This window comes from Amycolatopsis benzoatilytica AK 16/65, from assembly GCF_000383915.1.
In the GTDB taxonomy this organism is placed as follows: domain Bacteria; phylum Actinomycetota; class Actinomycetes; order Mycobacteriales; family Pseudonocardiaceae; genus Amycolatopsis; species Amycolatopsis benzoatilytica.
The window spans coordinates 6,604,594-6,625,891 of sequence record NZ_KB912942.1; the positions used below are offsets into that span (position 1 = coordinate 6,604,594).

Genomic DNA, 21,298 nt, shown 5'->3' on the forward strand with positions numbered 1-21,298 from the left:
TCAACCGGCCAGGACATCGATGGCCGCTCATCGATGTCCGGAGGGGTGCTCAACCGTCACCAGCGGGGGCGACGGCGCCGCGGCCGGGGCCGGGGTCGCCCGACCCTCGCGCCGTGCGACCTCCAGCGCGCTCCCAGAGCGTCTGGGAGTCCGGCCGGGGCCGCGGCCGGGGGAGGTATCGGCTGATCGTTCTCCTCACCCGCCGAGTTCTGGGTGGTAGCGGGGGAGGGGCGGCACCGATCTGGCGGGCACACCTCCTCCCACCGCTGGCGACGGGTCTCCTCGGTCGGGATCTGCTCGGCTGGCGTCGGGGGAATTGCGGGCTTCGTGAAGGAGCCCGGCATCAGCGCATCACGCCCTACACCCCGGCTCAACGGCAAAGTCCAACGCTACAACCGCATCCTCGCCGAGGAACTCCTCTACGCCCGCATCTGGACCTCCGAGCAGCAACGCACCGACGCCCTGAACGTCTGGAACATCCACTACAACTACCATCGACCCCACACCACCGCCGGAAACCGACCACCCGCCACACGCCTCCTGAGCTTCCCCGTTCGCCAGACACGGCGGGTGTGGGGTCAGGTCGCCGCGTCTGGTGGCCGGTTGACGGCCTCGAACGTGGCGGGGCTGTGCATCCCGATCTTGGAGTGGCTCCGTTTCGGGTTGTACCAGCACTCTATCCATTCGAATATCGCATTGGCAAGTTCGTCGCGTGTTCTCCAGGTTCTCGAGTCGAGAAGCTCAAGCTGAAGGGTTCCCCAGAACGATTCCATCATGGCATTGTCATAACAGTCGCCGACTGTACCCATGGACGCGAGCAGACCGGCATTACGGAGGCGTTGCCCGAACGCCCACGAGGTATATTGCGAGCCGTGGTCGGAATGTAGAATAGTGGTGTCGTTTTCCGGCTGGCGGCGCAGGATGGCCATACCGAGGGCGTCGGTGACCAGTTCGGTGCGCATATGGCCGGCGATCGACCAGCCGATGACGAGTCGGGAATAGGCGTCCATGACCGCGGCACAGTAGACGCGGCTTCCTCGGTGGGGTGTTCGGTGTAGGGGTCGGACCCCGGCGCCCTGTCAGCATTTCTGCTGATGGGTTTCCGGGGCCCGCCCTCCGAACCGGACGTGCGACTTCCACCGCATCCGGCTCTCCACGCGTTCATGCCACCGGCGACATGATCCTGGGCGGACTCGACCATGGTGTGAGGATCTTGACGCCCCGATAGCGGTAGCGAACGATCGCGACCGTTGTTGGCCGGAACATTTCGATCTTCCCGGCGCGAATCTGCCAACCGGGCAGGAAACGCCGGACCAGGGTGTGCATGTTCAACCCGACATGGCGTTTGCGGAGCCACGCGACTATCCGCCAGAAGGCGAAATGGTCGACATAGCCGAACGTCCGCGCGGACACGCCATGCCGGAAATAGGTGCACCAGCCTCGCAACACCGGGTTTAACCGGCGCAGCAAGTCTGCGAGTGTTCGATGTTTCTCCCGGCGGGTCAACGTCCGTACCTTGTCCACGATCGAGGCCAACGCCTTCTTCGACGGATAGGTGTAGACCGCCCGCTTGCCGGTTCGGCTCCGCCAGGCCCGGCGCTGGATGCGCCAGCCCAGGAAGTCGAACCCCTCGTCGATGTGGCAGACCCTGGTCTTCTCCACCGACAGGCGCAAGCCCATCGGTGCGAGCACCGCGGCAACCTCGCCCCACAACGCTTCGGCATGCTCGCGTCGGCCACCGATCATGACTACGAAGTCGTCCGCGTAGCGGACGAGTTTCATAACCGGACCGCCGCCGCGGCGGTGCTTGGCGCGTGTCCACTCCGGGCCGAGCGCCGCCCACTGTCGGGCGAAGTGCTCGTCCAGCACGGACAAGGCAATGTTGGCCAGCAGCGGTGACAGGATCCCGCCCTGCGGAGTACCGGTGGTCGTCTCGCGGTTGAGACCGTCCTCGGAGAGGATCCCGGCCCGCAGGAACGCCGCCACCCAACCCAGAACCCGCTTGTCGGAGACACGTCCACGCACCCGCGCCATGAGCGCGGTGTGGTCGATCTCGTCGAAACACGCCGCGATATCGGCCTCGAACACCCACTCGTAGTTCCGAGTCGGTGAGGCGAGGTAATGGATCTCGGCGATCGCGTCCTGGGCTCGGCGCCTCGGACGGAAACCATAGGAACATGGCTGGAAGTCCGCCTCGAAGATCGGCTCGAGCACCAACTTCACCACGGCCTGCACGACCCGGTCGGCGGTCGTCGGGATCCCGAGACGCCGGATCTTGCCGACGCCTTCGGAATCGTCTTCTTCCGCACCCGCTGGGGAACGAACTGCCCGGTCTTGAGTTGCGCTCGTAGCTGCGACAGCAGTTCCCCGGCGCCGAAGCCGACAGATCGCGGAGCGATCCCGTCGACCCCAGCGGTGCGTGCACCCTTGTTGTCCCGCGCCCGTTCCCACGCGACCACGAGGAAGAACGGGTCATAGACGAGATTGTGGAGATCATCGAAGCGTCGTTCAGGATCGGTCTTCGCCCAATGGTGCAGCTTTCTCTGCATCGCGAGTACCCGTAGTTCCGCCTCGTCGAGGTCGGGCCACGGATCGCCGATATTCACCAGCGCACTCCTCGTCCTGCTTCCGTGCTGCGAACACGCTGGACCCCTTCGCCATGTGACCGGCTTTCCCGATCTCGGACTACTACGGGTCCTCCGTCCCACCCCGGCAGCATCGGCTGACGACGAGCCTTCCCACCACACCACTGGCTGCGGTGCGGGTCGGGGACCGCCGGGATGGTTCCCACGTTCACTGCTGATCCGATCGACGGGGTCGGCGCCCAGCTATGCCCCTGCAACATCGCCACGGCTACGCCGCAGGCCTTCACCGTGGCCTCCCGACCGGCGACATCAACCGGTCCAGGAGTTCCCCGCCGACAGTGCGATCGTGCTCGCCGTCGTTCGGGTGCGCGTTGCTATCCAGCCCAGATCCGCCAGATTGGAGCTGGTGGCTCTCTTGAGAGGCGTTCAGTCGCTGGTTCCTCACGTGCGCCTTTCCGTCTCGCTTGCCGGGCCCGCACCATCTGGCAGTACTGGCCCGTCCCGGCGTTGTCGGGGCGGCTTACCACCCTCACCCCCGTCTCGGGGATCGGGCTGCCCCCAGCTTCACCGCGCCGCTGCGACGACACGGCGGTGAAGGTCTCCCACCTCCACTCGGTTCAGCAGCGCCTCGTGGCGCTCGATGTCGGTGATCCACAACCGGTCCGGGGCATCCGCAGTGAACCGGCGGTTGACCAGGTCGGTGCTGGGTTGCCCGGCCGGGTCGCGGACCGTGGTGTGGTGCCGCCGGCGCCGGTAGAGGCCCTGGATCCCGGCCTCGCGCATGAGCCGCTCGACCCGTTTGAGGTTGACCGGCATCCCCAGACCGAGGGTGAGTTCGGCGTGCACCCGTGGCGAGCCGTAGGTGCCGCGGGAATCAGCGTGGATCTGTTCGATGTGTTTCAGCAGAAGCGCATTCTCCTCGTCCCGGGCCGAGATCGGCCGGTCACGCCATTCGTAGTATCCGGAGCGGGATACGTTCAATACCCGGCAGGCCACCGCGACGTCGATACCGTCAGCGGCGAGTTCACAGACCAGCGGGAAAACTACTTTGGGAGGATGTTCTCCCGCGCGAAGTACGCCGCGGCGCGCTTCAGGATCTCATTTTCCATCTCGAGCTGCCGGTTCTTGCGTCGTAGCTCGGCGAGTTCCTTCTTCTCCGCACTGGTCAGCCGGGCCGCGGAACCGTTGTCGTCGGCGTCGGCCTGGGCCATCCAGTTACGCAGGCAGGACTCGCTGATGCCCAGGTCCTTGGCCAGCGCGGCGACCGGTTTGTCGCCCAGACGGGCCAGCTCGACAGCACGCTGACGGAACTCAGGCGGGTGTGGTGCAGGCATCGGAACATCCTCCCTGGTGACCGGCGGTCACCTCAGGTCAGGTGTCCGGACAACCGGGGGAAGCTCACCGGCGTGTCCGGAGACTCGATCTTGTGAGGAGATGGAGTCATGACACGTCGGTCCCAGCACTATCCGCGGGAGTTGCGTGAGCAGGCGGTGCGGATGGTCGCCGAGGTGAGCCCGAAGTACGACTCGCAGTGGGCGGCGATCGGTGCGGTCGCTCAGAAGCTGGGGGTGAGCACTGCGGAGACGGTGCGCAAGTGGGTTCGCCAGGCCGAGGTCGACGCCGGTGAGCGGCCCGGGACCACGTCGGAGGAGTCCGCGGAGCTCAAGCGGTTGAAGCGGGAGAACGCCGAGTTGTGCACTTCTCGTTCGAGCTCGGCGATCCGCTGGGCATCATCGCTGGTGCGGCCCGGCGCGGCGCCAGCGTCGATCTCAGCACGCTTGACCCACGTCCGCAACGCCTCCGGATGCACGTCCAGCTGGCCCGCAACCCGGCGGATCGCCGCCATCCGCTGCCCCTCGGCCGCGATCGCGTCCAACGCCATCCGTGTCGCCCGCCCGCACAGCTCATCGCTGTACTTCCTCGGTGCCGGCATGCTCTGCATTCTTCCTGTAATCAGAGCCTGCACAGAACCCGGGGCGCATCAGTCGACCGACGCCGAGAGCAAGCTCGTGGGGAACGTCGCGTGTGGCGTGATAGGCAATCACGTGGAACCTCACGGTGAAGATGATCTTTGGTCAGACCTGTTATACCTGGGACTCCACGACCATCACCGGCACACACGCGACGACGTGTCGCCTGGTCCTCACGCCAGAACTCAAACCAACGATGATCTTGCGGAGATCACCTCTCTGATTCAGAGTTTCACGTAGCGCCCGGACGCGGCGCAGAATTCAACGCCACCCTTCATCAGGGTACGCATGTTGTCGATGTGTTTGTACACCGGTCGGCGCCTCGCCAAGGGAACCTCGAACTGGTCGAGAAAGCGAGGTACGGATGCCTCTTCCGCGAGAAATCCGTCAGTCCAACGACGGATCATGACATGGACCTCACGCAAGGCCTGCATGCGCGTCAGCGAATGTCGCCGCTCCAGGACGAGAACCAGATTGTGCTGGTCGCCTGCTTCTTCTTCCTTGGGAAGGGACTGGACATCTTGAGTAATGTTGATGACTCGCACGGTGATCTCGCGCATTGCACGAACGGGAGGAATTTCGAGTAGTTCAGGAGGAACCTCGTAGTGCCCGACGCGCTCGGCTGCGTCCAATTCCAGGATGACCGCCCCGGTGAAGTCTCGGATCTGGTGGTAGGTGTCTACGTCGAGGCTCGCGCCAGCGTGCCGGTTGTGGCACTCGACAATGTAAGAGTTGAACCAGTTCACCCAATTTCTTCCGGTGCGAGACACAAACTCCGCGGACATTCCTCTCCGCCAGCGTCGCCAGATGTCCGAAAAAGCGACCACAAATCGGTTGTCTTGCGCAGGCATCTCCTCGTCAATTTCGCGCTCGGACAATTCCACAACGGCAGCCAGGGAGGAGAAGAACCGAGTGACCCGATCCGGGTCGTGCAAGAATTCTGGACGGTCGGTCAGGTCGTTCCAGACCGACCACCAGCACACCCAGTCGCTGATCAGGTCGAGATCGGCTCCTGCGGCATCAGGATAGTTGAGGCAAGCGAATAGTGACATGTCGTAGCGGTCGTGCCGTTGAAGTTCCGCCGCGGTGGTGCACAGCCCCATCTGTTGAACCCAGGAGCGGGAATGCGCGGAAACCCGGAGACGCTCGGAGTTGACCCGAGTTGAGAATGGTACGTCGAACGGCCAGATCCGAAGTGACTGCTGAGGAAATTCTCCTTCGGGAACCATGATTGAAGGCTCGCGATAGGACTGACCCGGAGATTTCAAGACATTTACTCCTTCCGTCTTTGTCTGAGCATTCTCCACCGAAGTTCCCTGGGTACGCGCCACAGCCTGCAGGCCGGCCGCCTGCAGGGCGTCACTGGCCAGCAACGCCTGCTCGGCACCGAAGGCTGTCCAGCAGCGAGGTGCCGGGCGACACGGTGTGTGCGTGACATAGCATCAGGACCTCCCATCATCAGCTGAACGCTCCGGGCATCACCGCAACCGCAGGATGCCGCTAGGCAGCCGGTACTCCCAGTAATCCACCATCCAGCCCACGACAAGAAGACAAATCAACAGCTCGCAGGGTGAAACCACCCATTTGGCAGCGGGGTTTTCGCGGATGGCTTTCTCCCTCGGCCACATTGGTGACTGAACGTGCCGCAGATGTCCGCGGCGACGTTCTCCCCGCTGCCGAACGGAGTAATGGACGGGGCAAACAACCACCGTGTTTCCCCGTGTAGCGTGGAGACCAGAGTGGTGTTAAAGGCGCGATTTGATGCCGTGACCAGCGGTTTCGGCGTGTCATGAGGACGAGCACGACACAACCAGTAACGATCTCGGTTACCGCACCCCGATCGTGTCGAAGATGGTTGCCGTGCGCGCCTTGCCATCGTCTTCTACCTGGCCCACCCCTGCCGAACCGGCTCAGCCGACCACAGCCACCAGCGGTGCTTCCCACCAGTTCACCCAGGTCCGGCGACCGGGTTCAAGCTCAAAGGCGACCGCAACCGAGCCACGACCGTGGCACGCACCGGCACCCCACGCAGCGCAGGCCGCGCCCTGCCCGGGTCGAGTACTGGCGCCGCTGGCTGATCAACCAGGCTGTGTTCACCGACGACTCGGAGCGGTAGGTCCCTTGGAAACCAGGTTTACAGCCCCCTCGCACGCAGCCACGTCCCTCCCGCACATCACGGCTGTGCTCAACCAGAAGGGCGGGGTCGGCAAGACCGGCCTGACCGTCGGAACCGGCGGCGCCCTCGCCGAGCGCGGCCGCAGAGTCCTTCTCGTCGACCTCGACCCGCAGGGCCACCTCACCGCAGAGGCGCTGCGGATGGAGGAGGCCGACCCCGACCAGCCCAATCTGGCATCCGCCCTGGTCGGGGAGCACACCGGGCCGATCGAGGAGCTAATTCACCAGCGGGAGCCGCATCCGAGCGGCGGTCAGCTCGACATCATCCCGACCTCTGTAGCGATGTTCCTCGTCGTCCGGCAGCTGTACCACGGCCGGGCCCCGAGTTCCGACTGGCGCGTCTCCTGGAGCGCCTCCCAGCCAACTCCTACGATCACGTGCTCATCGACTGCCCGCCGTCGCTGGACATCCTCACCGACAATGCGCTGGTCGCAGCCAACGGCCTCCTGATCCCGGTCCAGCCCAACAACACGTCGCTCCGCGCCCTCCGACTGCTCATCGAGCAGCTGGCGGTGGTCGAAGAGGAGCTCCAGCTCCCCCGCCGCGAGCTGTACGGCCTGGTCCCGGGCATCTACCGACGTCCGCTCTCCGGCATCGCCCGCTACAAGATGGAGCAGCTGGAGCAGTACGGAACACCAGAAGACCCGTCGATCGCTCCGCTCCCGATCCTCGCGCACCTGCCGCTCGCAGCCGTGGTCGAAGAAGCGTGGCTCAGCGGCGAGACTGTCGTCGACTACAAACCGGCCGCGCCGATCGCCGACGCCTACCGGCGCATCGCCGTACGGCTCGACCTCGCAGCCGGGCTCGCTTCGGCGGACGAGTGGGATCGGCTTCCCCCGCTGGAGTCGCTGGTCGCAGATGGGGCCGAGCGCTCCTCAGCCTCGGTGGGAGGCAACTGACCCATGGCGAAGAAGGACTTCGCGGCGATGGAGAGCCGCCGCCCGTCCGGCGACAGCGCCGCGCGAGCAGCTCTGCGGAGCCGCATGGCGCATCCGACCAGCCTGCGGCTCGACGAGGTGCAGCCGAACCCGTTGAACCCGCGGTATGACGACGACGATCAGGAGGTGCGGGAGCTCGCAGAAACCTTGGCCCGGGTCGGACAGCTCCAGCCCACGCTGGTCGTCGCTCGCGAGCAGTTTCTGCAGGTTCATGCCCGGGTACCCGACCTTGGCCGAGAACAGGTCGGGAACGTGGTTCCAGTCCCACGTCGGACACACCGTGCCGTCAACCGGCACCGTCCCGCGCCCGACCACCTCGCGCGGGTCGGGAACGACCGCGGCGAGGACCTCACCGATCACCGGTCGCAGCAGGTCCCAGCGACGGCTGACCGTGGACTGGCTGACCCCGAACACCGCACCGGCGAAGTCCTGCGTCACGTTCTTCCTCAGCAAGCACACCACCATGGCCACCGACCGGAACAGCCCCAGCGCGATGGGCCGGCCACGGGACACGAACTTGTCGCCACACGCCACGTGCATCCGCGCCACCAGATCGGTGAGTTGCCCATCGTCTAGCCCCGTCATAGCCTCATACCGCAACAGCTCTTGCCCGATTCACTTCGATGTCTGCCCGACAACGAAACAAGACGGTAAGAGCTGTTGCACTTCAAGCGCGACACGCGCTCATGGGCAGATCGATACCCAACCTGCAGGGCGGTGCCGTCGAGCAGGCGCTCGATCGACTCGTCGATTACGCCAACCGGCGCAGCCGCTGCCCGGTCACCGCCCTACGCGGCTGGCTCGCGGCCGCCGCGATCACCACCGGCCCGGTGTTCCGGAAGGTCAGCAAGGGCAACCGGGCCCTGGACCGGCCGCTCAACCCGGCCTCGGTCAACGACCTCGTCCAGGCCGCGGCCGCCCGCGCCGAGCTCGCCGGCGGGCCCTACTCCGCGCACTCCCTGCGCGCCGGCTTCGTCACCTACGCCCACCTGCGCGGCGCCACCGACCGGGCCATCGCCCACCAGACCCGGCACCGCTCGCTCGCCACCCTCGGCGCCTACGTGCGCGTCGAGACCGCCTGGGAGGACAACGCGGCCACCCAGCTCGGGCTCTGACGCTCGAAGTCGACAGCGGCCGCTCGGAAATCGGGATGGTCCTGCACGTCGACGCGGTGCCTGCAGTGGGCGATGACCCACGAGGACCACGGCGTCGCCTTGCGGCGCCGGAGGACACCCCAGAGCTGGTCATCACCCAGGCTGGAGCAGCCGTGGAAGTAGCGGATGACGTGCGGGCGGGTGTAGGTCGCGGGCAGCCGGGTCGGCTTCGACTCAAGCGCCCAGGCGGAGCCGTGGCAGGGACGGATCGACAACGGCCGGAACTGGTCGAACGCGAAGCACCGGTTCGGGAATCGGCTGGTCACCTCCTCGATCCGGTCGAGCTTGGCGTCCTTGTCCGGATCCGTGGACTCCTTCCAGGTCCGCGTCCGCTGGAACGACACCCGATGCTCACGCAGCAGCTGGCGCAGCCGCTCACGACGGACGCGCACCGGCCGGTCCGGGTTCTGGCCAGATACGCGGCGAGCTTGCGCACACTCCAGTGCGTGAACGGGCGCCCGAGCGCGCCCGGGCGGGTCGTGGCCGTCGCGACGATGAACTCGATGTCCCCATCGCTGATCAGGCGGGACACCCCTCCCGCCCGCTGAGGGTCCAGTGCGGCCAACACCCGGTACCCCGGTGCCGGCGATCGCCCGCCTGCCTCTCCGCGACCCAGGGCGATTCATTTATCCACTTTTGGCCCATGGCGGTACCTGATCCGGAGTAGGCGGCTAGTTGGTGGCGCCGCTTCGTGACGAGCGTGGGGTCGATGCCCGAGGTCCCCTGGCGGGTGGATGTTGTGCCGGCAGGGGTTCCGCTGGGTAGGGGTTGCCCGTGAGGCTGGGCCGATCGGGGCCCCGAGGGCCGGGCTGGCTGGCCAATTCGGGTGGATTAGAACAGTGTGTTTGGTGAAGCAATGAAAATGTGGACAGTAACCGTAAATGTCCCCCCGGCGGGCTATTGCAGGGGATCGTCCGGCGTTGCAGAATTCTTGCAGGATTTCTCGTGGCCGCCCGCCTTTCCTGTCCGACCCGGTCGCGGCCTGCAATCGAGTAACACCGGACAAAGCCGAGGTGGGTTGCCGGGTGATATCTGTTTGCTGTCGGGATGCAGTACCCGCGGCCCGTTTGGTGCGTGTCGGTTTGGACGGAATAGAGAGGATTGGTGCTCGACCGCGAGACCGCTGCCGGTGCGGCCCTCGTCGCCGCGCTGACGTGCCCGGGCCAGCGCGGGTCTGGAGGTGAGGATCCGGACGAGCTCGGGTACGTCCTCAGCGCGTTCGCCCGCCACCGGGCCGACGTCGACCATCACACCCACCAGCCCAGAGCCGCCGGCTGAGCCCCGTCAGCCCTGGGGGCCGGCGCCCCTCCGCTTCAGTAGGGACGATCAGTCAGCAGTCGGGAGCAGGTGCTGTTGGCGCCAATGTAGGTGGCCAGCTCGTCCGAGAGCAGGCTCGCTACGGTGAGGACGTCTGCGCACCGTGCTGCGAGGTTGGTGGCGAGCAAAGGCTCGTGGTGGGCGACTCGATTGCGTAGGTCGTGGAGCCGACCGACGGGGCCGTCCACGTCGTGGCGGCTAGTCCCGGCCCGGAAGGCCGTGTGCAGGTAGGGCACCCACAACGGCTCGGCCTGCCGGCGAGACGACAGATAGCGCCAGAAGCCGAAACTGAGTTCCGCGATGACCTTCCCTGGGGCCGGCAGCCGGGCACCGGCTCGCGCCGGCCCGCGCGACCGCGGCGTGGCCTTTGGATTCTTTCCGCCCTGCACGGAGTGGTTATTCCTTGAGCGGGTTGCGTGCCAGGTCAGGGATAACGTATCCAGGAATGCAAGACCCGTACCTTGTGTGGGCGGTCGAGGTGTTAGAGCATGTCTCATGTGGTGAGTTTTCGGAGTTTCTTCCAGCAGGTCACTGCGGCTCCGAGTTGGAGGAATGCGAGAAAGTGTCCGGCTTTGCGTTCGTAGCGCAGGGTCAGGCGCCGGTATCCGGTGAACCAGGCCATGGTCCGCTCGATCACCCAGCGGTGCTTGCCGAGTTTCTCGGCGGATTCGATGCCCTTGCGGGCGATCCGCACGCCGATGCCGTGCGCCGCTACCCAGCGTCGCAGTGCGGGTTGGTCGTAAGCCTTGTCCGCGTGCAGCTTGCCAGGTCGGCCCCGCCGGGGGCCGCGGCGGGATTTCACCGCAGGGATGGCCATGACCAGCGGTTTGAGCGCGTGCGAGTCGTGGGTGTTCGCGGCGGAGATCGCGACCGTGAGCGGCAGCCCACCCCGATCGGACAGGACGTGGATCTTCGAGCCCGGCTTGCCCCGGTCGACAGGGCTGGGACCCGTTAGCGATCCCCCTTTTTCGCGCGAACACAGGCACCGTCCACGATCGCGCGACTCCAGTCGAGCAAACCCCTGCTACCAAGTTCGTCAAGGAGAACATGGTGGAGCTCGCGCCACAGCCCCTGCTCGGTCCACTGTGTGAAGCGACGGTGCGCGGTCTGGAACGGCACCCCGAACGAGGGCGGCAGATCCCGCCACGCGCACCCGCTGGTCAGCACATACACGATCGCGGTGAACACCTGCCGCGGCTCCAATGGCGCGGTCCCGCCACCTTGGGGGCGCGCTACGAACGCGGGAATCAACGGCTCCACCAGGTCCCACAACTCGTCCGGCACAAGCCGCAACGACAAACGATCAACCACGACCAAGACCATCACACATCAGCCGCCGAACACCACGTAAGACACGCTCTTAGTTAGCTGATACGGAGGAGAAATGTTGGCCAACGCTGCGGTCGAAACCACCGGCGATGAACCGATCGCCATCGTCGGGATCAGCTTCCGATTCGCCCCGGACCTCGACACTCCCGAACGCTTCTGGAACTTTCTGAACCAAGAGCAGAGCGCGGTCCGCCAGGTACCCCCGCAGCGGTGGGAACCGTACGGCTCCCAAAGCCCCGAGGTGGGCGCGATCCTCCGTCGCACCACCCAGCTCGGCTGCTACCTCGACGACATCACCGGCTTCGACGCCAACTTCTTCGGCGTCACACCCCGCGAAGCCGAGTTCATCGACCCGCAACAGCGTCTGATGCTGGAACTGTCGTGGATGGCGCTCGAACACGCCGGGATCGCGCCGACCGGGCTGCGCGGCACCGACGCCGGTGTGTTCTTCGGCGTCAGCGCCTACGACTACGGAAAGCGCCTGCTAGACGACATCCCCGGGCTCCAGGCGTGGGCACTCAACGGCGCTGGCCTGTTCGGCATCGCCAACCGAGTCTCCTACACGCTCGACCTCCAAGGCCCCAGCCTCTCCATCGACACCGCCTGCGCCGGATCGCTCACCGCGATCCACACCGCGTGCCAAAACCTGTGGCGCAGGGAAACCCAACTCGCCCTGGCCGGTGGCGTGAACCTGATGGCTGGGCCCTCGTTCGCGGTGGCCCTCGACGCCGCCGGAGCCACCTCCCCACGCGGACAGAGCCGCGCGTTCGACGCGGACGCCGATGGCTACGGACGCGGCGAAGGCGCCGGGATCGTTGTCCTCAAACGCCTCAGCGACGCACAACACGACGGTGACCGCGTCCTCGCGCTGATCCGTGGTGGCGGCCTGTTCCAGGACGGCCGCACCAACGGGATGATGATGCCCAACGGCGACGCGCAAGAGAGCCTGCTGCGCCAGGTCTGCGAACGAACCGGAATCGACCCCCTTACCGTCGACTACGTCGAAGCCCACGGCACCGGAACCCCCACTGGCGACCCGCTCGAAGCCAACGCGATCGCCAACGTCTACGGCAAGAACCGTCCCGCCGGGCGACCGTGCCGAATCGGGTCAGTCAAGCCGAATATCGGCCACCTTGAAGCCGGTGCCGGTGTCGCCGGGCTGATCAAGACCGTGCTTGCGTTGCAGAACGAGCAGATCCCGCCGAGCCCGCACGACAAGCCCACTCCCGCTGTGGACTGGGCGAACTCCGGACTGGAGCTCGTTGCCGAACCCACCCCGTGGAAGCGCGGGAAACGCGTCCGCCGCGCTGGGGTGTCCTCGTACGGGATCGGCGGAACCATATCGCACGTCATCCTCGAAGAAGCCCCCACCGCCCCCAAGACCAAGACGAAGAGGAAGCACGACGAGGCGACCTTCGAGGTTCGTCAGCGCGTGTTCTCGTTCTCCGCAAGGTCCGAAGCCGGAGCGCGGGCGCTCGCGGGCAAGCTCGCCAACTGGCTCGAAACCCACCCCGAGACCCCCATCGACGCCGTCGGTGCGACGCTGGCGCGGCGACGCGCGCACCTGACCTGGCGCGGCGCAGCGGTCGCCAGTAGCCGGGACAAGCTGATCAGCGAGCTGCGCGCGGTCGCCGGCAGCGAACCCACCAGCAACACCGTCCTCTCCCGCGCCGACGCCGACACCAACCCGGTCTGGGTGTTCTCCGGCGCCGGTGCCCAATGGGCCGGGATGGGGCGTCAACTCCTGAAGACCGAGCCGGTCTTTGCGTACGTGATCGACATGCTGGAACCGATCATGCAGAGCGAAGCCGGGTTCTCCATCCGTCAGGCGATCGCCGACGGCGACTGGAGCAACATCGCGATCACCCACCCCACGACGTTTGCAATCCAAGTCGGGCTGGCCATGCTGTGGCGCACGCGCGGTGTCCAACCGGCCGCCGTGATCGGCCACTCGGTCGGCGAGTACGCCGCCTCCGTAGCCGCCGGAGCAGTCGACATCCGGGACTCAGCCAAGGCCGTGTGCCGCCGGTCCGTGCTGGTGCGCCGCACCGAGGGAACCGGCGCGATGGCCATGGTCCCACTCCCGTTCGACGAGGCCGAACGCCGCCTCCACGGTCGCGACGATGTCGTGGCGGCGATCTCCGCCAGCCCCACATCAACGGTGATCTCCGGTGGCCGCGACGCCGTCACCGCCGTTGCTGAGGAGTGGACCAACGAAGGTCTGATGGTGCGGCGCGTCGACACCGAGGTGCCGTTCCACAGCGACCATATGGACCAGCTACTCCCCGAGCTAACCGACCAGTTGCGCGACATCGCCTCCCGCGAACCGGTCGTGCCGTTCTACAGCACCTCACAGGACGACCCCCGAGGGAACGTGCCGTTGGATGGCACCTACTGGGTCGGCAACCTGCGCAACCCCGTGCACTTCCTCGAAGCCGTCCAGGCCGCGATCAACGACGGGCATACGAAATTCCTGGAGATCTCCACCCACCCGATCGTCGCGCACTCCATCCGGGAGACCTTGGAGGCCGCGAACGTCGACGCCACGGTGCACACGAGCCTGCGCCGCGACCGGGAGCAGCACCAGTTGTTGGTGAACCTAGCGGAGCTGCACTGCTCCGGCGGCAACCTCGACTGGACCCGCCTGTACCCGAACGACGCATTCGTTGAGCTGCCCACGATGGCCTGGCAGCGTCAGCAGTACTGGGTGGAGACCATCCGGACAGGCGGTGCGCGGGGCGGCGGACACGCCCCGGACAGTCACACCCTGATCGGTGGGCGGACCTGGGTCAGCGGCGCATCCCTGATCAGCATGTGGGAGACGCACCTCGACTACGACTCCCGCCCGTACCCGAACGAGCACCCGGTCCACGGCGTGGAAATCGTGCCCGCCGCTGTCCTGCTCAGCACGTTCATGACAGCAGGCGACAACGCCGCCCTCACCGACGTCGAACTCCGCATCCCGGTCGTCGTCGAAGTCCCCCGAACCCTCCAAGTCGTGCTCCAAGAAGGCACCCTCAGGTTGGCCTCCCGCACCGACGGCAGCGACGACGAAGCATGGCTCACCCACACCACCGCCGCCCTCGACCACACCGCCCAAGTCTCGACCCAGTACCTCGACGAGCCCGCGATCAAGCGGGTCGGCAGCGGCGAAGAGTGGACCTGGGAACGCTTCGACGAGTGGTTCCGCGCCCGGGGAGTCGACGGCTACGGATTCCCGTGGAAAGTCGAAAGCCTGCACCGCAACGACCGGGAACTCCTTGCCTCCATGCAGTGCGACGGCGGCAGCTGGGCCGAAGTGCTCGACGGGGCATTGACGATCACCCCGCTGCTGCTGCCCGACGACGAACTCACCCGGATGCCCTCCAACATCCGCCGTTTCGTCGTCGCCGGAAACCCGCTAAGCCGCCTGCTGGTGCACGCCTGGACCTCCGAGGAAGCCCCCGACACCGTCGACGTGCTCATCGCCAACGAGGACGGCCGGGTCGTCGCCGAAATCACTGGACTCCGTTTCGGCGTGCTCGACGGCGCACCCGGCACGATGGCCGGACCCCGCGACCTCGTCCACGAGATCACCTGGGAACCCTTCGCTATCGAGCAGGGCACCGACCTTCCGGAATGGGCCGTGGTTGTCGGCACCGACGAAGTAGCATCCGCGCTTGCGAAGCGCCTGGACGACCAAGGCATCCTGTGCCGCCAGGTCCCCAAAGCCGACGACATCCCCGAACCCGGCCCCGGCGAATACGGGCTGGTCGTGATCGCACCCGGCCCCGACACCGGCGCCGACCCCGTTGACCAAGCCGAACGCGCAACATGGTCGCTGATCCGCGCCACCCAGCGGATTCCGCGCACCGCAGGAGCGAACGTGCCGCGGCTGTGGTGCCTCACCCGAGGCGTCCGAGCAGGCCGCGACCGCACCGCGCTCGCGCACCGGTCACTGTGGGGTGCCGCGCGGATCATCTCCGGCGAACGCCCCGACCTGTGGGGTGGGCTGGTCGACGTCGACCCGGACGTGACCAACCCCGAGGAACGCGCACTCGCCCTCCTGCTGTCCACCCCCGCCCCGGGGGAGGACATCTACTCCGCGACCAGCGACAGCTACCACGTGGAACGCATGATCCCCGTGGAACGCGAACCTGAACGACCGGAGCTAGAGTGCCGACCGGACGGCACCTACCTGGTCACCGGTGGGCTCGGCGCCATCGGTCTCCAAGTCGCGAGGTGGCTCGTCGGACTCGGCGCGCGCCGCATCGTCCTCGCCGGACGAAACGGCCTACCGCCCCGCAACGAGTGGGACACGGTCACCGACCCCACCACCCGGGAACGGATCGACGCCGTCCGCGCGCTGGAACACCTCGGCGCGACCGTTCGCGTCGTCGCCCTCGACGTCGCCGACCCCAACCAGGTGGCCGAGGCGCTGACGCCGGAAGCGCTGGGGTTGCCGCCGATCCGAGGCGTGGTGCACGCAGCAGGCGTGGTCAACGACGCGCTCGCCGAACACATGGACACTGCCGGTCTGGCCCGCACCATGCGCCCGAAGGCACGTGGCGCGATGGTGCTCCACGAACAGTTCCCGCCCGGAACTCTGGACTTCTTCGTGCTGTTCTCCTCATCCGGTCAGTTCGCCCGCACCAGCGGCGTGGTCACCTACGCGGCAGCGAACTCGTTCCTCGACGCAGTCGCCGACTACCGGCGCGCCAACGGGGGCCGCGACGTGGTCAGCGTGGCGTGGATGGCGTGGCTGGGCACCGGCATGGCCAGCGACATCGCCAGCAGCATGGCCGAAGCCAACGCGAACGGCATCGACGGGTTCACCCCCGACGAGGCGTTCCAGGCATGGCAGTTCCTGTCTAGGATCGATCTGCCGTACTTCGTTGTGCTCCGCCCCGTGCCGGTCCCGGACAACGTTCCGCGTCCGGCGGTGCTGACCGAACTCACCACCGCCACCGGTGACGGACCGACTGAAAGCACGTCAATCCTGGAGGAATGGGCGGGGCTGTCCGAGGACGAACTCCTCGCCCACGTCCGTGACGACCTCGTCAACCAGGTCGCCGAAGAGCTCAAACAGCCAGCTGCCGATGTCGATGTCCGGCGACCGCTACCGGAAAGCGGCGTTGACTCGGTGATGGCGGTGTCGATGCGAGCGCGGTTGCAGCGACGGTACGGGCTTTCCCTGCCGCCGACGATCCTGTGGGACCATCCCACCATCCCAGCCCTGGCCGAGCACGTGACCGAGCTGCTGAAGACGTCCGCAGCAGCGTAGCCACGAGGTGGGGTGGTGCACCGATATGGGATCTGGCGCATCTTGCGTGATCGGAGGTCGGCGTGGCTCCCAGCTTCTGACCCTTCCGCGGAGCATGATCACCCGAATGTGATCTTGCGCGGCTTGCTGCCGCATCTCGGCTCGGTGGTGGTCGAGGAGCTGGCCGACCGCGGGGCCGGCGTTGTTCTGCAGGTTCGGCTGCGCGGCGAGGAAGCGACGTGTCCGGGGTGCGGGGACGTATCCCGGCGGGTGCACAGCCGGTACTGGCGGCGGCTATCGGACGCCCCGATCGGCGGCCGGCCGGTCGAGCTGCGGCTGCGGGTGCGGCGGTTCTTCTGCGACGGCCGGGCCTGCCCGGCGCCGACCTTCGCCGAGCGGCCGGACGGGCTCACGGTGCCGCGGGCGCGGCGGACGTCGTTGCTGCGGCGGATGCTGACGGTGCCGACCAGCCGGGACAACTGCTGCGGCTGCTGCGCGGCCTGGACGGCCCCGCTGGTGAGCGCGCTGCCGGTGCTCGGGGTCGACGACCGTGAACGGCCCCGCCTGAACGCGGATGTCGCCGCCGAGGCCGCGCTATTCAGGGATGGTCTGGCCGCGCAGCTGTGCGGCGTACGGGGCGGGTGCCCACGACGACAGCGATCCGCACAAGCCGGTCCCCGGCTGTCACCAGAACAGGTGCGTGCGTTCACCAGCGCAGAACCGGCGCGCGGCGACGAACAGGCGCAGGTAGAGCTGATCGAGTGTGAGGTAGTTGGGGATCAGGTCGGCAGTGGTCAGGGTGGCCTCGCTGTAGGCAAGGCCGGTGTCGGTTCGGGTGGCGTAGCGGGCGGGCACGGTGTCGGTGCCGCCCTCGGCGAGCGTGATCGCATCGTCCAGCGCGATGTCCACCAGGCCGGACACCTCGGCGTCAGCGAGCGGGATGTCTTCCAACGCCACGTCCAGCGGGATCAGGTGCCAGTGCTGGAACTCGCGTTCGATGTAGTCGGGGGCGAGGGTGACGGCGGTCTGCCGCAGGCCGATCGGGTGCAGGTCGCCGTAGGCGACGGGCAGCCCCAATTCCTCGTAGACCTCGCGCACGCCGTCGGGGATGGTCTCGCCGGCCTGGTAGTGGCCGCCGACGGTGATGTCGGCGTAGTCGGGCCGGTCGAAGCTGTACCGGCCCGGAGCCTTCTTCTGGAGGACCACGCGCTGGGTGGTGGGGTTGACGGCGAGCGCGGAGAAGGTGCGGTGCCACAAGCCCTTGGCGTGGGCGGTCTTCTTGTCCTCGGTGCCGACGGGTTCGTAGCGGTCGTTGAAGATGTCGATCAGCTTCACGGTTGTCCTCAGTGGTGAGCGGCGGGTTCGGTCTGGAGTTGCCAGTAAGTCTGGAGGGCTTCAAGGTATCGGCGTGGCTCACCGACGGTGACCCAGCGTCCCGTGATCCGATGGACGCGCACGTCAGCGATGCGGGCGAGTTCCCCGACGGCCACGCCGAGGTCGACTTCTCCGCGAGCGCGCTCGGTCGGGACGAGCAGGTCGAAGATCGACGGCCGCAGGATCAACCGGGAGACAACCGCGAGGGGCTCGGTGACGGTGGCCGGGTCGGGCCGTTGCCGGATGCCGATCACGCGGTCGGGGTCGCCGGGGTGGATGTCGACGACCCCGAACGAGGCGATGTCGGCATGGTCGACCCGTTGCGCGGCGATCACCGCGTCAGCCCCGTTGCTGGCCAGACCGCGCATCGCGGCGAGGTCGTGTCCGCCCAGCAGCACATCGTCACCGAATGCCACCCCGAACGACTCCTCGGCGGCGAGCCTGGCCCGGAGGGTGAGCAGCGGCGTGCCGTTGCCGTAGCCGTGCCCGAGGTCCTCGGCGACCGCCTCCACCGGCACGCCATCCTCGCGCAGCATGGCCAGGTAGGCAGGCACGACAAGGTCATCGGGTCGGGTCGCGACAACAACGGTGGCGGCTCCGGCTCCCACACACTCGGCGATCACGTGGTGGACGGCGGGCCGGTGCCCGACTGGCAGCATCTCTTTCGGGACGATCGCGCTGAACGGCCGGAACCGCGTCGCGTGCCCCGCTGCGGTGACAACCGCCGTCCAGCCCGCGCGCCTCATCGAACACCTCCCGCCGTCTCCTCCAGGGCGCGGGCAAGAGCACTCACGGGGTTGCGTACGCCGAAGCTCACCTCGACGCACGGCACGGACGCCGCGAGGTACTCGACAGCGGCACTGGCCTGGTTATCAAGCTGCTCCTCTGTTTTGCGGCGGGGAACCAGCCAGGGCCGAATCCAGAACTCATCGCACGGGGTGAAGCAGTTCGCCGCGATGATCCGGCGGGCCTCAGCCACCGGCAGGCGACGCGCGTGGGCTGGCTCGTCCGTGTCCGTCAGCCGGGGTACCACGACCAGCCGCAACGCCGACCGTGCGATCAGGCGGGCACCGAACGCCTCGGCGAACTGGCGGGCGGTGAAGGCGTGCTTGACCGCCGAACCGAAGTCCGCGGGCATCTTGTCCAGCCCGCCGCCGGCCCGGTGGGGAACGAGGCGCTCCAGTTCGGGAAACGCCTGGATCGTGCCTCGCCCGGTCGGGACCGGCAGCGGCACAGCGACGACGTGATCTTCCTGGTAGACGACGAGTCGATCGTTGGACAGCAGGCCAGCGCCGGGTAACCGCAGCAGCGCCGCCGTCACGGTGGTCTTGCCCGCACCACGGGGTCCGCAGACCATCACGGCCGCGCCGCCGACATCGACACCAGCCGCGTGAAAGATGACACCGCCCGCGTCCTCGTAGGTACGCAGCATTGCCTCCCGGACCAGCCGGATCGGGTAGCGATGCGGACGCGCGGTGCCGGTATGGACGAACAAGTCGATGTCATGGCCGTGCACGGTCACGGCGTACGCGCCCGGTTGGTGTTCCACGTCGTCCCTGGCGATGATGTAGCAGCGGCGGCCGGTCGACTGACGGGCCTCCTGCATCAGCAATCCGGGAACCGGCTCGATGGTGCCGGTGGTCGGGGAGCGCGCGATGGTATCGACGATCCGCCGGAAGGCCGTATCGTCGGTGTGAACGCGGATGGTGAACGCGGCCAGGCCGAGTTCTCCCGGTGGCACGGTGAGGAAGTCCGACAGGTACGCGCGCTGAGCAGGCAGCCATGCGGATGGCGCGGTGATCGCGAACTCCACATCCCCGGCGTGGCAGTTCCACGTGGACAGTCCTATCGCGGGATCGGCCGACGGGTTCATGTCAGGGCAAGCTCCTTCACAGTCTGGTCGACCTGCCGGACGCGGTCCGCCCGTTGTACCTCGGAGAGATCCCGAAACGCCCGCACGGAGGTCAGGGCGAAGAAGTCATGGACACCTGCGGGCTCGGCTTCCCCAGCAAGTGCACGCAAGGCCAGCCCGACTCGCGCCCGGAACCACGAGGCGGGAAACGACGCCTCGACGGGCTCGGCGAACTCCTGCGGTACCGGACGTGCGAGGTCGTCACGTTGGCCTACAGCCAGGCTGACATCGGAACGCAGCAGGGCACGAGCGGCGTAGCCGATCAGCGCGTCCAGGATCACCGTGGTGTCGAAACACAAGGCGGCGAACAACACGTCGAACAGGTTCGACGGCTCCGGGCGCAGGCTTGGGATGAGTGGCGGCAGCACGTCGACCAGCACGACTCCATCGTCAGCGAGGCAGAAGTTGGCCAGGTTGGTGTCCACGCGGGCATCCGTCGGGTCCAGGGCGCGCACCCAGCCGGCGATCTCGATCACCGCGTCGACAAAGCGCGACGGGTCGACGCTGGCATGGTCCAGCAACACCGGGCCGGTGACCCAGCGATGCCGCACCGCCAGCGGCCGGGCCGATTCCACCGACAGGCCGGGCGGCAGGTGCACCCCGGCCGCCCGCAGCGTGGACAGGTAGGCGTTCATCCCGGTCACGCCGACGTGTTGCGCCGCCGCCACGAAGTGGGCTCCCGCCGGGTGCCGCCCGTCCAGGACCTTGATCACGTCGTCGCCGTCGCGGCGATGCGCGGCGAAGTCGCCCTGGCCGGTCACCAGGTGGTGTCCCTGCTGCGGAGGAATGCTTCGGCGTCGACCGTCATCGCCCGGAACTCGGCAAGCAAATCCACCCCGAGATCGTCGGCCAGCGCGTCGGCGGCCGTGACCGCGCTGGCGCTGGCCGACGGAATCGACGGCGGCGTGCCCGTGGGCCGATGGCGGAAGCCGTCGTGCATCATGGCGGCTTCGGCGAGCTGGCCCACCGTGATCAGCAGGCGCAGGAATCGTTCGACCTCGCCGTCACGGCCCAACTGTCGGGGCGCAGGCAGCCCAGCGGGCTCCGCTTCGGCCAGCGTCGGCACGCTGAGAGCGGCCAAGAGCACATCGGCCAACTCATCCCCGGTGTCGGTGATCGGCCGCTGCGGATCGTCGAGGTCGGTCGTGTCGGCTCCCCACCGGCGAAGCAGGCACAGGGCGAGGTGTCCGAGTTGGACGGCCATCTCAGCGGCGGCCGTGGTCGCGGTCCACGGCTGCGGCGCGGTGCCCGCGAAACCAGCGCGAAGCCGGCGCACGTCGGCCAGCACACTGGCCAGATTCT

The 21,298-nt window shown here is 67.3% G+C and carries 17 protein-coding genes and 7 pseudogenes; 9 read left to right on the forward strand and 15 right to left on the reverse strand.

The genetic code is table 11. The features are described 5' to 3' along the window. Window positions 1–338: 338 nt before the first annotated feature. Window positions 339–537: pseudogene (locus tag AMYBE_RS44310) on the forward strand (integrase core domain-containing protein); the annotation flags it as partial. Window positions 538–578: 41 nt separating this feature from the next. On the opposite strand, the pseudogene AMYBE_RS42650 reads toward AMYBE_RS44310, so the two are convergent. From AMYBE_RS42650 to AMYBE_RS0130640, 5 genes and pseudogenes are all read right to left on the reverse strand, one after another. Further along, window positions 579–1,025 (reverse strand): annotated as a pseudogene (locus tag AMYBE_RS42650) (IS3 family transposase); the annotation flags it as partial. 136 nt (window positions 1,026–1,161) lie between these two features. After that, the gene (locus AMYBE_RS42655) at window positions 1,162–2,235 is read right to left on the reverse strand and encodes a reverse transcriptase domain-containing protein (protein WP_245573275.1); all 1,074 of its coding nucleotides are present in this window, start codon (window positions 2,233–2,235) and stop codon (window positions 1,162–1,164) included. Beyond that, complete coding sequence (locus AMYBE_RS46425; RefSeq protein WP_245573276.1) at window positions 2,220–2,606, reverse strand: hypothetical protein; 387 nt, start codon at window positions 2,604–2,606, stop codon at window positions 2,220–2,222. Before AMYBE_RS46425 ends, AMYBE_RS42655 begins: the two co-directional genes overlap by 16 nt. Before the next feature lie 543 nt (window positions 2,607–3,149). Continuing rightward, window positions 3,150–3,566 carry an IS3 family transposase gene (locus AMYBE_RS44315; RefSeq protein ID WP_020663210.1) on the reverse strand — a complete coding sequence of 139 codons (417 nt, stop codon included), beginning with the start codon at window positions 3,564–3,566 and terminating at the stop codon, window positions 3,150–3,152. A 62-nt stretch (window positions 3,567–3,628) separates the two neighbouring features. After that, window positions 3,629–3,919, reverse strand: a complete 291-nt coding sequence (locus AMYBE_RS0130640) for a transposase (RefSeq protein WP_020663211.1) — start codon at window positions 3,917–3,919, stop codon at window positions 3,629–3,631. 108 nt (window positions 3,920–4,027) lie between these two features. Between AMYBE_RS0130640 and AMYBE_RS46430 the strand changes: the two are divergent. Continuing rightward, a pseudogene (locus tag AMYBE_RS46430) lies at window positions 4,028–4,348 on the forward strand (transposase); the annotation flags it as partial. On the opposite strand, the pseudogene AMYBE_RS46435 reads toward AMYBE_RS46430, so the two are convergent. Both AMYBE_RS46435 and AMYBE_RS0130650 read right to left on the reverse strand, forming a co-directional pair. Then, window positions 4,342–4,527, reverse strand: a pseudogene (locus AMYBE_RS46435) (transposase); the annotation flags it as partial. The pseudogenes AMYBE_RS46430 and AMYBE_RS46435 overlap by 7 nt on opposite strands. 252 nt (window positions 4,528–4,779) lie before the next feature. Further along, window positions 4,780–5,928 (reverse strand): terpene synthase family protein, encoded by a 1,149-nt coding sequence (locus AMYBE_RS0130650; RefSeq protein WP_154676345.1) that lies wholly within the window; start codon window positions 5,926–5,928, stop codon window positions 4,780–4,782. An 808-nt stretch (window positions 5,929–6,736) separates the two neighbouring features. On the opposite strand from AMYBE_RS0130650, the gene AMYBE_RS46735 reads away from it, so the two are divergent. The 3 genes and pseudogenes from AMYBE_RS46735 to AMYBE_RS46945 form a co-directional block, all read left to right on the forward strand. After that, on the forward strand, window positions 6,737–7,180 hold the full coding sequence (locus AMYBE_RS46735; protein ID WP_281172117.1) for a ParA family protein: 444 nt from the start codon (window positions 6,737–6,739) through the stop codon (window positions 7,178–7,180). Next, window positions 7,108–7,629 (forward strand): ParA family protein, encoded by a 522-nt coding sequence (locus tag AMYBE_RS46740; protein ID WP_281172118.1) that lies wholly within the window; start codon window positions 7,108–7,110, stop codon window positions 7,627–7,629. Before AMYBE_RS46735 ends, AMYBE_RS46740 begins: the two co-directional genes overlap by 73 nt. Window positions 7,630–7,713: 84 nt before the next feature. Next, window positions 7,714–7,800 (forward strand): annotated as a pseudogene (locus tag AMYBE_RS46945) (hypothetical protein); the annotation flags it as partial. A 234-nt stretch (window positions 7,801–8,034) separates the two neighbouring features. On the opposite strand, the pseudogene AMYBE_RS46950 reads toward AMYBE_RS46945, so the two are convergent. Continuing rightward, window positions 8,035–8,253, reverse strand: a pseudogene (locus AMYBE_RS46950) (transposase family protein); the annotation flags it as partial. A gap of 101 nt (window positions 8,254–8,354) precedes the next feature. On the opposite strand from AMYBE_RS46950, the gene AMYBE_RS42675 reads away from it, so the two are divergent. Next, the gene (locus AMYBE_RS42675; protein ID WP_020663214.1) at window positions 8,355–8,783 is read left to right on the forward strand and encodes a site-specific integrase; all 429 of its coding nucleotides are present in this window, start codon (window positions 8,355–8,357) and stop codon (window positions 8,781–8,783) included. Here AMYBE_RS42675 and AMYBE_RS42680 read toward each other — a convergent pair. After that, complete coding sequence (locus tag AMYBE_RS42680) at window positions 8,726–9,214, reverse strand: hypothetical protein (protein ID WP_211226879.1); 489 nt, start codon at window positions 9,212–9,214, stop codon at window positions 8,726–8,728. The two genes, AMYBE_RS42675 and AMYBE_RS42680, sit on opposite strands and share 58 nt — an antisense overlap. 712 nt (window positions 9,215–9,926) lie before the next feature. On the opposite strand from AMYBE_RS42680, the gene AMYBE_RS45180 reads away from it, so the two are divergent. Continuing rightward, window positions 9,927–10,100, forward strand: coding sequence for a hypothetical protein (locus AMYBE_RS45180; protein ID WP_154676348.1), 174 nt, complete (start codon window positions 9,927–9,929; stop codon window positions 10,098–10,100). A 532-nt stretch (window positions 10,101–10,632) separates the two neighbouring features. Here the strand turns inward: AMYBE_RS45180 and AMYBE_RS45185 are convergent. Then, window positions 10,633–11,450, reverse strand: a protein-coding gene (locus AMYBE_RS45185; RefSeq protein ID WP_211227005.1) for an IS5 family transposase whose coding sequence is annotated in 2 segments (ribosomal slippage) — window positions 10,633–11,108 and window positions 11,108–11,450 — 819 coding nt in all. Because the reading frame shifts where the segments join, the coding sequence is not laid out codon by codon here. Between the two features lie 73 nt (window positions 11,451–11,523). On the opposite strand from AMYBE_RS45185, the gene AMYBE_RS0130700 reads away from it, so the two are divergent. Both AMYBE_RS0130700 and AMYBE_RS46955 read left to right on the forward strand, forming a co-directional pair. Then, entirely contained in the window at window positions 11,524–16,731 is a 5,208-nt protein-coding gene (locus AMYBE_RS0130700) for a type I polyketide synthase (RefSeq protein WP_020663221.1), read from the forward strand. Window positions 16,732–16,878: 147 nt separating this feature from the next. Next, window positions 16,879–17,061 (forward strand): annotated as a pseudogene (locus tag AMYBE_RS46955) (transposase family protein); the annotation flags it as partial. Between the two features lie 333 nt (window positions 17,062–17,394). Here the strand turns inward: AMYBE_RS46955 and AMYBE_RS0130710 are convergent. Genes AMYBE_RS0130710 through AMYBE_RS0130730 form a run of 5 tightly spaced genes read right to left on the reverse strand, consistent with a single transcriptional unit; the run spans window position 17,395 to window position 21,284 of the window. After that, window positions 17,395–18,045: an NUDIX hydrolase gene (locus AMYBE_RS0130710; RefSeq protein ID WP_020663223.1), complete on the reverse strand. Its 651-nt coding sequence runs from the start codon at window positions 18,043–18,045 to the stop codon at window positions 17,395–17,397. 8 nt (window positions 18,046–18,053) lie between these two features. Beyond that, window positions 18,054–18,830: a sugar phosphate nucleotidyltransferase gene (locus AMYBE_RS0130715; RefSeq protein ID WP_020663224.1), complete on the reverse strand. Its 777-nt coding sequence runs from the start codon at window positions 18,828–18,830 to the stop codon at window positions 18,054–18,056. Beyond that, window positions 18,827–19,957, reverse strand: coding sequence for a phosphoenolpyruvate carboxykinase (ATP) (locus AMYBE_RS0130720; RefSeq protein ID WP_020663225.1), 1,131 nt, complete (start codon window positions 19,955–19,957; stop codon window positions 18,827–18,829). The genes AMYBE_RS0130715 and AMYBE_RS0130720 overlap by 4 nt, the downstream gene beginning before the upstream one ends. Then, a complete protein-coding gene (locus AMYBE_RS0130725; RefSeq protein WP_020663226.1) occupies window positions 19,954–20,757 on the reverse strand; it encodes a hypothetical protein in 804 nt (267 codons plus the stop codon). The genes AMYBE_RS0130720 and AMYBE_RS0130725 overlap by 4 nt, the downstream gene beginning before the upstream one ends. Next, window positions 20,754–21,284, reverse strand: coding sequence for a hypothetical protein (locus tag AMYBE_RS0130730; RefSeq protein ID WP_245573277.1), 531 nt, complete (start codon window positions 21,282–21,284; stop codon window positions 20,754–20,756). The genes AMYBE_RS0130725 and AMYBE_RS0130730 overlap by 4 nt, the downstream gene beginning before the upstream one ends. Window positions 21,285–21,298: the final 14 nt, after the last annotated feature.

What these genes read in the sequence shown, in the direction of transcription:
- AMYBE_RS0130640 (WP_020663211.1), bottom strand. Translation starts at nt 3,919, where the DNA reads ATGCCTGCACCACACCCGCCTGAGTTCCGTCAGCGTGCTGTCGAGCTG.
- AMYBE_RS42675 (WP_020663214.1), top strand. Translation starts at nt 8,355, where the DNA reads ATGGGCAGATCGATACCCAACCTGCAGGGCGGTGCCGTCGAGCAGGCG.
- AMYBE_RS0130700 (WP_020663221.1), top strand. Translation starts at nt 11,524, where the DNA reads ATGTTGGCCAACGCTGCGGTCGAAACCACCGGCGATGAACCGATCGCC.
- AMYBE_RS0130715 (WP_020663224.1), bottom strand. Translation starts at nt 18,830, where the DNA reads ATGAGGCGCGCGGGCTGGACGGCGGTTGTCACCGCAGCGGGGCACGCG.
- AMYBE_RS0130720 (WP_020663225.1), bottom strand. Translation starts at nt 19,957, where the DNA reads ATGAACCCGTCGGCCGATCCCGCGATAGGACTGTCCACGTGGAACTGC.